This is a genomic window from Cellulophaga algicola DSM 14237 (assembly GCF_000186265.1).
Taxonomy (GTDB): Bacteria; Bacteroidota; Bacteroidia; order Flavobacteriales; family Flavobacteriaceae; genus Cellulophaga; species Cellulophaga algicola.
In genome coordinates this window covers 1,193,367-1,207,875 of sequence record NC_014934.1, presented here as the reverse complement: position 1 = coordinate 1,207,875, position 14,509 = coordinate 1,193,367, and the positions used below count along the sequence as shown (strand labels likewise).

Sequence of the window (14,509 nt, the reverse complement as noted above, 5' to 3'; positions counted from 1 at the left end):
TTGATAGTAATACTATTATATTTGCAAGCGTATTTAAATAGTAAGTAATGGATAGGCTTTTACAATCGGTAAAAATTGCAATAAATGACAAGATTTTTCTTAAGGATCCTGAATCCTCTGATTTAGGTAAGAAAATAATAGAACATAGCATTTTAATGATTCATGAGATAGGTTTTGAGAAATTCACTTTTAAAAAATTAGGGGAGGTTATCAAGTCTAATGAAAGTTCTATTTATCGGTATTTTGAAAATAAGCATAAGCTTTTGTTGTATTTAGCTTCTTGGTATTGGGGTTGGTTAGAGTATCAATTAGTGTTTTCTACAAACAGTATTGGAGATCCTTCTAAAAAACTTGAAAAAGCAATAGAAGTGCTCGCAAAAACTATTGAACAAGATTCTCATTTTTCGCATATTAATGAGGTTATCTTAAGTAAAATTGTTATTAATGAGTATTCCAAATCGTACTTAACGAAAGAGTTAGATGAAGAGAATAAAGAGGGTTATTTTATTATCTATAAGCGATTAGTTTTGCGATTATCTGAAATAATTCATCAAGTAAATCCAACCTATGAATATCCTTCTAGTTTGGCTAGTACCATATTAGAGGGGTCATTACATCAGTTCTTTTTAAAAGATCATTTTCCTACCTTAACAGATTGTCATCAGCCTAAATCACCCACTAACTATTTTTTAGATTTAGTATTTAAAACCTTAGCACCAATAACAAATGGCTAAAAATGCACTTACCGCTTGGAAACGTTTAATTGGGTTGTTAAAACTTGATAAGCGAGACATTTTACAAACTTTCTATTATGCAATTTTTGCTGGGATCGTCAACTTAACACTTCCGTTAGGGATTCAGGCAATTATCAACCTCATTCAAGGAGCACAAATAAGTAGTTCCTGGATTGTATTGGTAGTTTTGGTTACTGGAGGTGTTGCTTTTGGGGGCTTATTACAGCTCATGCAGATTAGAATTATTGAAAACGTTCAGCAAAAAATATTTACAAGGGCGTCTTTTGAATTTGCGTATCGGTTTCCGAAAATTAAAATGAGTGAATTAAAAGACTACTATCCTCCAGAATTGGCAAATAGGTTTTTTGATACTTTAAATGTTCAGAAATCATTAGCTAAAGTGTTGTTAGATTTTCCGGCTGCACTACTGCAAATAGTATTCGGACTTTTATTACTATCCTTTTATCATCCATTTTTTATAGTCTACGGATTGTTGCTTCTGGTACTTATTTATGTGGTGTTCAAATTTACAGCACGAAAAGGCTTAGAGACCAGTCTGGCAGAATCTAAATATAAATATAAAGTAGCTCATTGGCTTCAAGAGGTTGCGCGTTCTTTAGTAAGTTTTAAATTATCAGGAAAAACCAATCATGCCTTATATAAAAATGATGTGTTGGTTGCTGAGTATTTAGAGGCAAGAGAAAGTCATTTTAGAATTTTGGTGATCCAATTCATTCAAATGATTGGTTTTAAAGTTTTGGTAACTGCTGGGTTATTAGTGATAGGAGGGTTATTGGTTTTAAATCAAGAGATGAATATCGGGCAGTTTGTTGCTGCCGAGATTATTATTTTATTGGTGATAAACTCAGTAGAAAAATTGATTAAAGGCTTAGAGACTATCTATGATTTATTAACATCTCTTGAGAAATTAGGACAGGTTGTAGATAAAGAATTAGAGCCGCAAGAAGGAGAAACTCCGTTAACAGAAACCACTGAGCTAACTGTAGAGATTTCAGAAATTAGTTACATTCCTCAAGGAGCAACTTATAAGGTTATTGATGATTTATCCTTAACGCTACACCCTAAAAGTACAACGCTTTTAATGGGAGCAAATGGTTCGGGAAAAACAACTTTATTGCGCTTAATAGCTGGTTTAATTCACCCAACAGAAGGTGCTGTTTATGTAAATAATATTTCGTTAGAAAATATTTTACCAAATCACTATAGAAACTTTATAGGGCAATCGTTAACGGAAGAAAGTCCGTTTGAAGGAACTATTTTTGATAATATTACATTCGGCGATCAAACAATTTCTCAGAAAGATTTGTATTGGGCTATTGAGAATACAGGGCTTACCAAATTTGTAAAAGAACAACCTAAAGGGATCCAAACTATATTATTTCCAGAAGGACAGCAAATACCGCATAATGTAGCTAAGAAAATTGTGTTAGCTAGGGCAATCGTAAGGAAGCCAAAACTATTAATTTTAAAGGAACCATTAGATCAGTTAGATGAAATAGAAGCCTTAACGATTATGGATTTTCTGACGAACAAAACCAATCCTTGGTCGGTTGTTGTAGTAAGTCATGATGTTAAATGGTTTAGTCGCGTAGATAAGATCATTACACTTGAAGACGGTAAAATTGTAAGTACAAAATAAAGAGAGCTATGCTTAATATATCTAATAACGTATTAAATGAAAAAGTAGACCTTTCTGGCTATAAGTCTACGCAACGCGTTTTTCATAAGAGGCACTATAAGTATTTTAATAGATTTTTAATCGGATCTGCCTTGTTTGGTTTTATTGTTTTGTTTTTGCCGTGGACGCAAAATGTTCGTGGTAAAGGGTCTTTGACTTCTTTAAAACCAGATCAACGCCCGCAAACCATACAATCTCCTATTCCAGGACGTATAGAAAAATGGTATGTGCAAGAAGGCGATTTTGTAAATAAAGGAGATACTATTCTATTTATTTCAGAAATTAAAAATGAATATTTTGATCCTAAATTGGTAGAGCGTACAGGAGACCAAATTAAAGCTAAAGAAAGGTCTGTAGTCTCTTATGAAGGCAAAGTAAAAGCGCTGAATAATCAAATTGGTGCATTGGCCACAGAACGAGGTTTGAAATTGCAACAAGCTAAAAATAAATTGTTACAAGCAAAGTTAAAAGTACAGAGTGATAGTATTGATTTAATGGCGGCAGCAACTAATCTTGAAATATCAGAACGTCAATATGATCGTACTGTGCTGTTGCAAGAAGAGGGGCTAAAGGCAGTTACAGATGTAGAAGAAAAAAGGTTAAAGTTGCAGGAGACACAGGCTAAATTAATTTCTCAACAGAATAAATTATTAGCAAGTAGGAATGAAATTTTAAATGCTTCAGTAGCAATAAGTAGTGTACAAACGGCGTACACGGATAAAATATCTAAAGCGCAAAGTGATATGTATAGTGCGCAATCAGGGCAATACGATTCGCAAGCACAGGTAACAAAATTAGAAAATCAGTTTACCAATTATGAAATGCGAAATGATATGTATTACATTAAAGCGCCACAAAGTGGGTACATAAACAAAGCAATTCAGGCGGGTATTGGTGAAACTTTTAAAGAAGGTGATAAATTGGTGGGTATTATGCCCTCTGTGTATGATAAAGCGGTAGAGATGTTTGTAGCGCCTTTAGATTTGCCTTTAATACATAAAGGAGAGAAAGTGCGTATAGAGTTTGATGGATGGCCTGCTATTGTATTTAGCGGTTGGCCAAATGCATCTTATGGTACTTATGGCGGAGTTGTAGTGGCTGTAGAAACATTCATTAGTCCCAATGGAAAATACCGCATTCTTTTAGCGCAAGACTCAGAAGATCAAGCATGGCCCAACGAGATTCGTGTGGGCTCTGGCGCAAATACAATAGCCTTGTTAGAAGATGTGCCAATTTGGTATGAGTTATGGCGACAATTAAATGGTTTTCCGCCCAACTATTATCAGCCAAACGCAACAGCAACTAAGGATAAGAAATAATGAGTAAAGTTTTTTTGTACAGTCTTTTATTTTTTAGCTTTTGTGTAAGTGCACAAGACTTGGGTGCGGAGGTGCTAAACTTCAAGGAGTATTTAGGGTATGTAAAAAAATATCATCCCATAGCAAAACAAGCAGCGTTAACTCTAGATATAGGGCAGGCAAACCTGTTAAAAGCTAGGGGAGGTTTTGATCCTAAAATTGAGGTAGATTATGGAACCAAACAATTTAAAGGGACTGAGTATTACGAAAAAATAAATGCTGTTTTTAAGATTCCTACCTGGTATGGGGTGAATTTTAAAGGTGCCTTTGAACAAAATGAAGGAGTGTATTTAAATCCTGAAGCTACGGTTCCTGATGATGGCTTGTATAGTGCAGGGGTAAGTATGTCTATTGGTCAAGGACTTTGGATTAATGACCGAATGGCAACCTTGAAAAAAGCTAAGTATTTTAGGGAACAATCCAAAGCAGACCGAGATATTTTAGTAAACCAAGTTTTGTTTGATGCTGCAAAAGCATATTTTGATTGGTTACAGGCATATAATGAGAATATAATATTTGATAGTTTCTTATCTAATGCAGACATTCGTCTAGATGGGGTTAAAAAAAGTGCGTATTCAGGGCAAATTGCAGCAATTGATACCGTTGAGGCTACCATAACCTTACAAGACAGAGCATTAAATTTAGAACAAGCAAAAGTTAGATTGATGCAAAAATCATTAGAGCTTTCAAGCTTTTTATGGTTAGATAATGTGCCTATTGAACTTCAGGAAAATGTTATTCCTGATGAAAATGTGGCTGAAGATATCAATAAAACTTTAGGAATTAATGGAGTGCCTCTAGATAGTTTTACCATAGAAAATCACCCTAAATTAAAATCACTTACCTATAAAATGGATGGGTTACGGGTAGATAAAAATTTAAAGGCGAATAAATTATTACCAAAAATAGAAATTGAATATAATTTTTTAACCGAAACACCCGAGTATTTTAATTCATTACTAACCGATTATTATAAAGGAGGTATCCGCTTTCAATTGCCGCTATTCTTAAGAAAAGAACGAGGAGATTTAAAATTAGCAAAATTTAAATTACAAGATGCAAAATACGAATTAGATAATGCGGAGATCGTCATTAGAAATAAGGTAATTGCAATGTACCGTGAGTTAGCATCTTTTGAAAAGCAGAATGTACTTATTGCAGATATGGTAGAAAACTATGAAACTTTATTAGCAGCAGAAGAGCGTAAGTTTAGCTTCGGAGAAAGCTCTTTATTTTTAATCAATTCAAGAGAAAATAAACTTATAGAATCTAAATTGAAACAAAATTCTGTTCAAAATAAATTCTTTGTAACTAAAGCCAAATTATTTAATAGCTTAGCGATAAATCCTAAAGATTTATAAGGTTATAACATGCCAAATAGCAAAACAAAAGGATACCGTTTATTGGGCCATGCTGGAGCCTACCTTAAAAGATCTAGAAAACTTCGTGTGGGTTTCAAGGCATTCTTAAAAGATATGCTTTTTATTCTAGTGGGTATTTTTTCTGCAGCCTTTGGGTTGGAAAGTTTTTTACTCCCTAATCAATTTATAGATGGCGGGGCAACTGGTATTTCGTTGCTTGCTACAGAAATTTTTGAACTGCCATTGCCTATTTTGATAATTGTGGTGAATGTTCCTTTTTTGATACTTGGTTATAAGGTTATCGGTAAAACATTTGCCATAAAAGCTGCAATTGCTATTCTAGGCTTGGCCCTGGTGTTATCTACCGTGCATTTTCCGGAAATTACCCAAGACAAGCTCTTAGTTGCTGTTTTTGGAGGGTTTTTCTTAGGAGCAGGGATAGGTTTATCTATTAGAGGGGGTGGTGTATTAGATGGCACAGAAGTGCTAGCTATTTTTTTAAGTAGAAAACTAGGCACTACAATTGGCGATATCATTATCTTAATTAACATTGTTATCTTTTTAGCAGCGGCCTATTTCTTATCTATAGAAACAGCTTTATATTCTATGTTAACCTATTTGTCTGCTTCCAAGACCTTAGACTTTGTGGTAGATGGTATTGAGGAATATACAGGGGTTACCATTATTTCTAATAAGAGTGAAGAAATTAGAGTTATGATTTCTGAAAAATTAGGTAGAGGTTTAACGATATATAGAGCCAAAGGAGGTTTTAGTAAAGATGGGGGCGCTCAGAAAGATTATGATGTTATTTATACCGTTATCACAAGGCTAGAGATACGTAGGTTGAATATAGAAATATCTAAAATAGATGCTCATGCTTTTGTGGTAATGAATAGTATTAACGACACCAGAGGTGGAATGATAAAAAAAAGACATTTGTAAGTTTTCGCTCCTTTTTTCTACAAACATGATGTAACTCAGTTTTTATATAAAACTTAGCTATTAATTTTACCCCAAATAAAACAATCATGAATATCGTAGCTACCAAAAAGAACTCCCAAGAAGTTTCAGAATTACTAAAGGCAAGCCTAGCTAAGGCAATGACTTATCAAGAATATAGAACTACAGTTTCAGATTTAGTAGTAGATAAAAAATCTACAGGAACCGTTCAAAATGAAGCGCTTGCAGATTATACCCTGCTTAATAATAAACGTATGAAACGTTTAGATAAAACGCTTAAGTTTTCAGAGGATATAATAGAAAAAATAGAGAGCGTTCAAAGAAAAGTTACCTGGTTGGTACTTACAGAAAGCTGGTGTGGTGATGCTGCGCAAACTATGCCTGTAATGAATAAATTAGCGAGTCTCAATCCTAATATTGATTTTAAAGTTATTCTCCGTGATGAAAACTTAGAATTGATGAATCAATTTTTGTACAATGGCACCTTATCTATTCCTAAGTTAATAATGATTGATGATGCTACGAATACTGTATTTTCAGAGTGGGGTCCAAGACCTTCTAAGGCAACTCAATTGGTTAATGATTATAAAAATACACACGGGACGTTAACGCCAGAATTTAAGCAAGATTTGCAAATTTGGTATACAAAAGATAAAGGGGTACATACTGCGGAAGATTTATTAGCGGGCCTTCTCTTGGAATAAATAGGTGATGGTACCTTTCTGGCTATCTTTTGTAGATTTATTGAAAGATGCTTTATAGGCATATTCTAAAGCATTATCTATTAAGCAACCATTGCTAGTGCTAGAGCTGCTTTTATTAAAGTTGGCATCTGTTACAGTACCTTGACTATCTACGACAATATTAACTACAATTTTACCGCCTTCAATACATGTGTAAATGGGTACAGGTAAGTTGTAGTGGTTTCTGTCTATTAAGGAGTAAGAGATAGATGTCCTGCGTTTTGCTAAATTATTAGTAGGTACATCTTTCTGAGCTTCGCGTTCACCAAGTAATTGTTTTGCTTCTTGACGCTTTTTTTTAAGTTCTTTTAAATTTGCAGCATATGCGCCAGAATCAGATGTTAGAAGTTCGTTAGGTTCATCGCTGTCAGAGGCATTTTCTGCTTCTTCCATTAATTCTTCTAATGTCTTTAAAGGCTCTGGGTTTCCTTGACTCGCTTTAGCTGTTTCATTAAAAGCCATGTGACTTTTAATAGCTTCTGCTTCTTTTTGGTCTTGTAGTTCTTGTTCCTCTTCGTCTAAAAGTTCTTCAGGATCTTCCTCAAGTAAAGCTAATTCCACTACATACTCTTCTTTTTCCGATGAACCTAAATGTACGTTGTATAAACCCAACACCACTATGGCCATTGAAAAAATTGTGATTAATAATGAAAGTTGACTTTTATTTAAACTCATATTCCTATTAACCACTTTTTTAGAATATTATTTTATCAAATCGTTGAACAACAACGAAAATGCTCTTTTTCTAAAGATTTTCTTCAGATTCAGGATTTAATAACTTATTAAATGCCTCTGTGGTTATAGCATTATCTACGTTGTAATTCCCTATTTTGGTTCTTCTAAGTGATGATAAATGTGCTCCAGATTTCAGGGCAATCCCAAAATCATGGGCTAAAGACCTAATATAGGTGCCTTTGCTGCATGCTACTCTAAAAGATACTATGTTATCTTCAATAGCGGTAATCTCAAATTCGTGAATAGTAATTGGCCGCTTTTTTATTTCTACTTCAATACCTTCTCTTGCATATTCATACAAACGTTTTCCGTCTTTTTTTAAAGCTGAAAAAATAGGTGGCGCTTGTTCAATTTCACCTAAAAATTGCTGAGTAGCTTCTTTTATTAAGGCCTCGGTAATATGTTCGGTAGGAAAGGTTTCATTAATTTCAGATTCTAAATCATAAGAAGGTGTGGTACCTCCTAAAGTTATAGTTCCTGTATATTCTTTTGCTTGACCTTGAAGTTCGTTAATTGTTTTGGTAGATTTCCCTGTGCAAATTAACAGCAATCCTGTCGCTAAAGGATCTAAGGTGCCCGCGTGACCAACTTTTATTTTTTTAAGCTCAAATTTTCTTCGGATACTCCATTTAATAGAATTAACCGCTTGGAAAGAAGACCATTCTAATGGTTTGTCAATCAAAAGTGTTTGTCCTTCTAAAAAATCTTCTTTAGTTTTCAATAGCTATTTTTAAGTGTGTGTTATGCTAAATATCCATAGGCGATGGCAATAAGCCCTACTATTAAACAATAAATAGCGAAATAGGAAAGCTTGCTTTTCTTAACGAGTTGAATCATCCAAGTACAAGCTCCTAATCCTGCGATAAATGCAGCAATAAAACCGGCACCCATAGCAACATTATTGTCTCCATCAAAAGTAAGTTCTCCTCCTAATAAGTCTTTAAAAATCTTACCAAAAATTAAAGGAACTACCATTAAAAATGAAAAACGTGCGGCTTTAGTTTTATCAACCCCTAATAATACAGAGGTAGAAATAGTTGCTCCACTTCTAGAGATACCAGGTAGCATGGCTATGGCTTGAGAAATACCAACCAAAAAGGCACTTTTAAAACTAACTTTTTTATCCGTGTCTTTAGCTTTGTCTGCTAAGTAAAGAAGTACTGCAGTAACTAGTAGCATGAAGCCTACAAAGCGAACATTGCCGCCAAAAAAGCTTTCTAATTGTTTTTCAAAAAACAAACCAACAAAAACAGCTGGTAGCATTGAAATAATAATTTTTATAGAGAATTGAGTTTCTTCATTCCATTTAAATTGAAAAAGTCCACAAAGTAATTCCCAAACATCTTTTCTAAAAACAACAAGCGTACTCAATGCTGTTGCAAAATGAAGAACTACCGTGAATAAAAGGCTCTCTTCGGGTACAGAATGGTCTCCTAAAATAGCTTTTCCTAATTCTAAATGTCCACTTGATGAAACAGGTAGAAATTCTGTTAATCCTTGAATTATCCCGAGGATTATTGCGTCTATAACTTCCAATTAATTTTTCTTATGAGGGTTCAACAAAATAGCGTAGATTTCTATACCTAAGCCTATAAGGACAAGCGTTGGTGCTAAACGGATTCTTCTAAAACTATATATTTCAGGATTAAAAACGTTAGGGTCATCACTACCTCCGCCGCTCATTAATATAAACCCTATTACTATAAAAGCAAGGCCAATAAACATGAAGGTGTAATTCTTATTTTGAAAGATAAATTCTTTTTTAGAATCCGGATTTGAATTGTCGCTCTTGTATGCCATGCTGCAAATTTAATAATATAATTCGTCTGTTCTTAGATTTAAAAAACGTTGTGTTGCAAAGTAGGTGCTAATAAGTGAAATTAACAAGCCTAAAATAAAAACACTAGAAAAAAGAATCAGGAGAATAATAGGGTCTTCCATGAGGCCCAATTCTGGGAAATTTTCATTCACATAGTATAAAACTCCGGCTAATGCGAGCATTGCTAAAATAGCGCCCAGTAGGCCTAGTTTAATATTTGTCCAAATAAATGGTTTGCGAATAAACACTTTGGTAGCGCCTACCATTTGCATCGTTTTAATAATAAAACGCTTGGAATAGATAGACAGGCGTATGGAGCTGTTAATGAGTAAAACGGCAATAAAAGTAAAAATGCTACTGGCTACTAAAATCCAGAAGCTAATTCGTTTTACATTTTCATTAAGTAAACCAATTAATGGTTTGTCATAGCTAACTTCTTCTACATATCCTTTGGTTGTAATTTCTGTTGCTATTTCTTCTAGTTGCTCTGGGGTCACAAAATCTGCATTTAATTGAACATCAATGGAGTTTTTTAGTGGATTATACCCTAGGAAATCTTGAAAATTTTCGCCAATATCTTCGCTGTGCTGTGCTGCTGCTTCTTCTTTAGAAACGTAGGTAGCGGCTTTGGTATATGCTGCCATGACTAAGCTTTTCTGGAGTTGGTCTATTTCTACCTGCTTTGCATTGTCTTTTAAAAAGACAGAGATGGTTATTTGTTCTTTAAAATGATCGGCTAGTTTTTTTGTATTTAAAACCAATAAGCCTAAAATACCTAATAGAAAAAGCACAAGACCTATGCTTAAGACTACAGAAAAATAGCTCGATATTAATTTACGTTGTTGATAGCGCTCGAAAGATTTACTCATAATTTGTGAAAACGATATGTAAAAATAGGAAAGTATATTTAATATGAAATCACTGTTAACATTTTGTGCTAATAATATCTTGTTTTTTACTATAAATGATGCTTTTAGTGCTTAAAAAGGTCGTTTTCATATTTGAGTAATCAATAATGCATGTTAATTTGTGACCTAATATAAGGTTGGTTATAGGTCTAAATTCTTGTTTCTGATGTAATTGTTAATGCTAAGCGGCCATTATCTTTTCCTTTTTCCCATAATAAAGGTATTTTTGCTCCGCATTAAAACCATCAGGGTTTAAACAAACTTTATATAATGAACTACGATTTCACAGAAATTGAAGCCAAATGGCAAAAATATTGGGCAGAAAACCAAACGTTTAAAGCAGAGAACAATTCTGATAAAGAAAAGTTTTATGTCTTAGATATGTTTCCTTATCCTTCTGGAGCAGGACTCCATGTTGGGCATCCGTTAGGGTATATTGCTAGTGATATTTATGCACGTTATAAAAGACATAAGGGGTTTAATGTATTGCACCCAATGGGATATGATTCTTTTGGCTTGCCAGCAGAACAATATGCTATTCAAACAGGGCAGCATCCAGCAACAACTACAGCAACTAATATTAAAAGATATAGAGAGCAATTAGATAAAATTGGTTTCTCTTTTGATTGGAGTAGAGAAGTACGTACGTCTACTCCGGAGTATTATAAATGGACACAGTGGATTTTTATTCAGTTGTTCAACTCTTGGTATAATAATAATTCTAATAAGGCAGAAGACATAATTACATTGATTGCTCTTTTTGAAAAAGAAGGTAATGCAACAGTAAATGCTGTTTCTGATGAAGATATTATTGCTTTTACGGCAGAGGAGTGGAAAGCATTTGACACTAAAAAGCAACAAGAATTACTTTTACAATATAGGTTAACATATTTGGCTGAAACTGAAGTGAACTGGTGCCCAGAATTAGGTACGGTTTTAGCAAATGATGAGATTGTAAACGGAGTTTCAGAACGCGGTGGTCACCCTGTTATCCGTAAAAAAATGACACAATGGAGTATGCGAATTTCTGCATATGCACAACGTTTGTTAGATGATTTGACTACGGTAGATTGGCCACAACCGCTTAAAGATTCACAAACCAATTGGATTGGTAGAAGTCAAGGTGCTTCAGTAACGTTTCAAATCCTCCCCCTAGCCCCCTCCGAAGGAAAGGGAACTGCTCCTGGGTATATGACTGGGGGTAATAATTCGCATTTATTATTGGAAAAAGCTAAAGAGATGCGAAATAATCCTACAGAGGCAGAAGCTGTGTTGTGGGAAAGTTTGAAAGGGAAAAATAGTGGAGATAAATTTAGAAGACAACATCTAATTGCTGATTTCATAGTTGATTTTGTATGCCTTTCTAAGAAATTAGTTATTGAGGTTGATGGGGCTATTCATGATACTCAAAAAGAGGCAGATCAAGTACGTACAGATGTTTTAAATGCTAGAGGTTTTAAAGTCATTCGTTTTACGAATGAAGAAGTTATAGGAGATTTAGACACAGTCTTAAAAAGTATAACAAATGAGCTTGCAATTAGCAAGGAAGTTCCCCCTTCGGGGGTTAGGGGGATTGATGTGTTTACCACGCGCCCTGATACTATTTTCGGAGTTTCTTTTATGACGCTGGCGCCAGAGCATGAGTTGGTAGCTAAAATAACCACTCCAGAGCAGAAAGCAGCGGTAGATGCATATATTGAGGCAACCGCAAAACGTAGCGAGCGGGAGCGTATGGCAGATGTTAAAACCATTTCAGGAGTATTCACGGGGGCTTATGCAGAGCATCCTTTTACCAAAGAGCCGATTCCGATTTGGATTGGTGATTATGTTTTAGCAGGATACGGTACAGGAGCGGTTATGGCAGTGCCTTGTGGTGATCAGCGTGATTATGATTTTGCTAAAAAATTCAATATAGCTATTCCTAATGTATTTGAAGGCGTAGATATTTCTGAAGAAGCACATGCTGATAAAGATAAAACTGTAATTGCAAATTCTGATTTCTTAAGCGGATTGCCGTATAAAAAAGCGATGAAATTAGCAATTTATGAATTGGAAAAAATAGGACAAGGAAAAGGGAAAATTAACTACCGTTTGCGTGATGCTGTTTTTAGCAGACAACGGTATTGGGGAGAACCTTTCCCAGTATATTATGTAGATGGTATGCCGCAAATGATAGATGCGAAGCATTTACCAATTGCATTACCAGAAGTAGAAAAATATTTACCCACCGAAACTGGTGAGCCACCATTAGGGAATGCTACCGTTTGGGCCTGGGACACGGTTTCTAACCAGGTTGTAGATAACAGTAAGATAAATAACGCCACGGTGTGGCCCTTAGAATTAAATACCATGCCAGGTTGGGCGGGGAGTAGTTTCTACTTTAACCGCTATATGGACCCCAATAATGAGAATGAAATATTCTCTAAAGAGGCGATGGACTATTGGCAAGATGTAGATTTATACATTGGTGGTAGTGAGCATGCAACAGGACATTTATTATATGCTCGTTTTTGGCAAAAATTCTTGTTTGATAAAGGGGTAGTGCCTAAAAACGAGTTTGCTAAAAAACTGATCAATCAAGGAATGATTACGGGGACAAGTGCTTTTGTTCATAGAGTGGGTTATAATATTTCAAGATTTTCTGATGTGGATCTTACACAAGAAGAGTTGGATTTAATTGATGAATTGAGTGATAAATATAAGATTTTAGAAAATACATTTATTTCTAATGACGTAATTAAGCTCATTAGGGTTTATTATGGAGATGTTAAAAATAACGAAGAACAAGAACATAATGATTTTGTTTTATCGATTGATAAGAAGCTAACCTCTATAATTGAAAAAGAAATAGAGAAATTAAATTTAAAAGGAAAAGTTGTAATTGAGAATAATTCCAGAAATTATTACGAAACGCACGTTGATGTATCGTTTGTAAATGCTTCAGATGAATTAGATGTTGAAATGTTTAAAAATTGGAGGAAAGAGTATAAGGATGCTACTTTTATTTTGGACAATGGTGAGTTTTACGATGAGAACTCCTCCCCTTCGGGGAGGTCGGGAGGGGAATTTAAAGTTTCTCGCGAAGTAGAAAAAATGTCTAAATCTAAATACAATGTGGTAAGTCCGGATAGTATTTGTGTAGAGTATGGGGCAGACAGTTTGCGTTTGTATGAGATGTTTTTAGGGCCATTAGAGCAATCTAAGCCTTGGAATACAGCTGGTATTACAGGTACTCATGGTTTTCTTAAAAAATTATGGCGTTTGTACCATTCTGGAGAAAATGGAGCTTTTTACGTAACAAACACCCCTCCTTCGGAGGGGTCGGGGGAGGATTTAAAAACTTTGCATAAAACCATAAAGAAAGTACAAGAAGATATTGAGAATTTCTCATTTAATACCTCGGTATCTACCTTTATGATTGCGGTAAATGAACTGTCTGCACAGAAATGTACGAGTAGAGAAGTGCTAGAGGCGTTAATTGTTTTAGTATCGCCTTACGCACCACATATCGCGGAAGAATTATGGAGTAAATTAGGACATACAGCATCTATTGCTACAGCACCGTTTCCAAAGTTTGAAGCATCACATTTAGTAGAGAGTAGTAAAGAATATCCAGTTTCTTTTAATGGAAAAATGCGTTTTAAATTAGAGCTTCCGATGGATTTTACTAAAGATCAGATAGAAGAAGCAGTAATGGCTCATGAAAAAACAATACAACAATTAGCAGGAAGAGCACCTAAAAAGGTAATTATTGTTCCTGGTAAAATTATCAATATAGTAGGGTAAATTTTATTTAACACCAATCTGCAGCAGTAAATGCAGTAGATTGGTGTTTTTTCTTCGTAGTTTGTTTAAGGTTGACAATTCTGTAACACTTTATTCGAAAATCTGAATTTTAAGCATCAATTTTATAATTTCAGCAAAACAATACAGGGCTTATTGTTAAAAGTTTGATTATTAGCTAAACCATCACAATTTTACTGGTTTTTGTTTTTTTATTATAACTATTTGTAGCAAATTTGACGCGACTAATTATAATTAAAATTGACATTGGCGAATTAATTTGTTTGTTGAAAAAACTTAATATTTGCCTTTGTCTTTTTTAGTTTGTTTTTTATTATAAATTTCTTGCTATAATCTGATTATCAAATTCATATCTTACAGAGATTTATCTTTTTTAACGAAAGTTTTA

The 14,509-nt window shown here is 34.4% G+C and carries 12 protein-coding genes; 7 read left to right on the top strand and 5 right to left on the bottom strand.

Going from position 1 to position 14,509, the window contains the following annotated elements; genetic code table 11:
- Positions 1-47 precede the first annotated feature (47 nt).
- From CELAL_RS05170 to CELAL_RS05145, 6 genes are all read left to right on the top strand, one after another.
- Complete coding sequence (locus tag CELAL_RS05170) at positions 48-734, top strand: TetR/AcrR family transcriptional regulator (protein WP_013549858.1); 687 nt, start codon at positions 48-50, stop codon at positions 732-734.
- Positions 727-2,394 carry a peptidase domain-containing ABC transporter gene (locus tag CELAL_RS05165; protein ID WP_013549857.1) on the top strand — a complete coding sequence of 556 codons (1,668 nt, stop codon included), beginning with the start codon at positions 727-729 and terminating at the stop codon, positions 2,392-2,394. Before CELAL_RS05170 ends, CELAL_RS05165 begins: the two co-directional genes overlap by 8 nt.
- 8 nt (positions 2,395-2,402) lie before the next feature.
- Entirely contained in the window at positions 2,403-3,752 is a 1,350-nt protein-coding gene (locus CELAL_RS05160; protein ID WP_013549856.1) for an HlyD family secretion protein, read from the top strand.
- Positions 3,752-5,152 (top strand): TolC family protein, encoded by a 1,401-nt coding sequence (locus CELAL_RS05155; RefSeq protein WP_013549855.1) that lies wholly within the window; start codon positions 3,752-3,754, stop codon positions 5,150-5,152. The genes CELAL_RS05160 and CELAL_RS05155 overlap by 1 nt, the downstream gene beginning before the upstream one ends.
- A 9-nt stretch (positions 5,153-5,161) precedes the next feature.
- Positions 5,162-6,094, top strand: coding sequence for a YitT family protein (locus tag CELAL_RS05150; protein WP_013549854.1), 933 nt, complete (start codon positions 5,162-5,164; stop codon positions 6,092-6,094).
- 86 nt (positions 6,095-6,180) lie between these two features.
- Entirely contained in the window at positions 6,181-6,816 is a 636-nt protein-coding gene (locus CELAL_RS05145) for a thioredoxin family protein (RefSeq protein WP_013549853.1), read from the top strand.
- Here the strand turns inward: CELAL_RS05145 and CELAL_RS05140 are convergent.
- The 5 genes from CELAL_RS05140 to CELAL_RS05120 form a co-directional block, all read right to left on the bottom strand.
- On the bottom strand, positions 6,793-7,530 hold the full coding sequence (locus tag CELAL_RS05140) for an energy transducer TonB family protein (protein ID WP_013549852.1): 738 nt from the start codon (positions 7,528-7,530) through the stop codon (positions 6,793-6,795). The two genes, CELAL_RS05145 and CELAL_RS05140, sit on opposite strands and share 24 nt — an antisense overlap.
- Positions 7,531-7,600: 70 nt before the next feature.
- Positions 7,601-8,311, bottom strand: a complete 711-nt coding sequence (gene truB, locus CELAL_RS05135) for a tRNA pseudouridine(55) synthase TruB (RefSeq protein WP_013549851.1) — start codon at positions 8,309-8,311, stop codon at positions 7,601-7,603.
- A gap of 20 nt (positions 8,312-8,331) precedes the next feature.
- On the bottom strand, positions 8,332-9,126 hold the full coding sequence (locus CELAL_RS05130) for an undecaprenyl-diphosphate phosphatase (protein ID WP_013549850.1): 795 nt from the start codon (positions 9,124-9,126) through the stop codon (positions 8,332-8,334).
- Positions 9,127-9,390, bottom strand: a complete 264-nt coding sequence (locus CELAL_RS05125) for a DUF3098 domain-containing protein (RefSeq protein WP_013549849.1) — start codon at positions 9,388-9,390, stop codon at positions 9,127-9,129.
- Between the two features lie 9 nt (positions 9,391-9,399).
- A complete protein-coding gene (locus CELAL_RS05120; RefSeq protein ID WP_013549848.1) occupies positions 9,400-10,278 on the bottom strand; it encodes a cell division protein FtsX in 879 nt (292 codons plus the stop codon).
- A 309-nt stretch (positions 10,279-10,587) separates the two neighbouring features.
- Here CELAL_RS05120 and CELAL_RS05115 point away from each other — a divergent pair, with 309 nt between their 5' ends.
- A complete protein-coding gene (locus CELAL_RS05115; RefSeq protein WP_013549847.1) occupies positions 10,588-14,103 on the top strand; it encodes a leucine--tRNA ligase in 3,516 nt (1,171 codons plus the stop codon).
- Positions 14,104-14,509: the final 406 nt, after the last annotated feature.

Excerpts from the sequence above, each read along its gene's own strand:
- CELAL_RS05155 (WP_013549855.1), top strand. The coding sequence starts at position 3,752 with ATGAGTAAAGTTTTTTTGTACAGTCTTTTATTTTTTAGCTTTTGTGTA.
- CELAL_RS05145 (WP_013549853.1), top strand. The coding sequence starts at position 6,181 with ATGAATATCGTAGCTACCAAAAAGAACTCCCAAGAAGTTTCAGAATTA.
- CELAL_RS05150 (WP_013549854.1), top strand. The coding sequence starts at position 5,162 with ATGCCAAATAGCAAAACAAAAGGATACCGTTTATTGGGCCATGCTGGA.
- CELAL_RS05125 (WP_013549849.1), bottom strand. The coding sequence starts at position 9,390 with ATGGCATACAAGAGCGACAATTCAAATCCGGATTCTAAAAAAGAATTT.
- CELAL_RS05140 (WP_013549852.1), bottom strand. The coding sequence starts at position 7,530 with ATGAGTTTAAATAAAAGTCAACTTTCATTATTAATCACAATTTTTTCA.
- CELAL_RS05170 (WP_013549858.1), top strand. The coding sequence starts at position 48 with ATGGATAGGCTTTTACAATCGGTAAAAATTGCAATAAATGACAAGATT.
- CELAL_RS05120 (WP_013549848.1), bottom strand. The coding sequence starts at position 10,278 with ATGAGTAAATCTTTCGAGCGCTATCAACAACGTAAATTAATATCGAGC.
- CELAL_RS05160 (WP_013549856.1), top strand. The coding sequence starts at position 2,403 with ATGCTTAATATATCTAATAACGTATTAAATGAAAAAGTAGACCTTTCT.
- CELAL_RS05165 (WP_013549857.1), top strand. The coding sequence starts at position 727 with ATGGCTAAAAATGCACTTACCGCTTGGAAACGTTTAATTGGGTTGTTA.
- CELAL_RS05115 (WP_013549847.1), top strand. The coding sequence starts at position 10,588 with ATGAACTACGATTTCACAGAAATTGAAGCCAAATGGCAAAAATATTGG.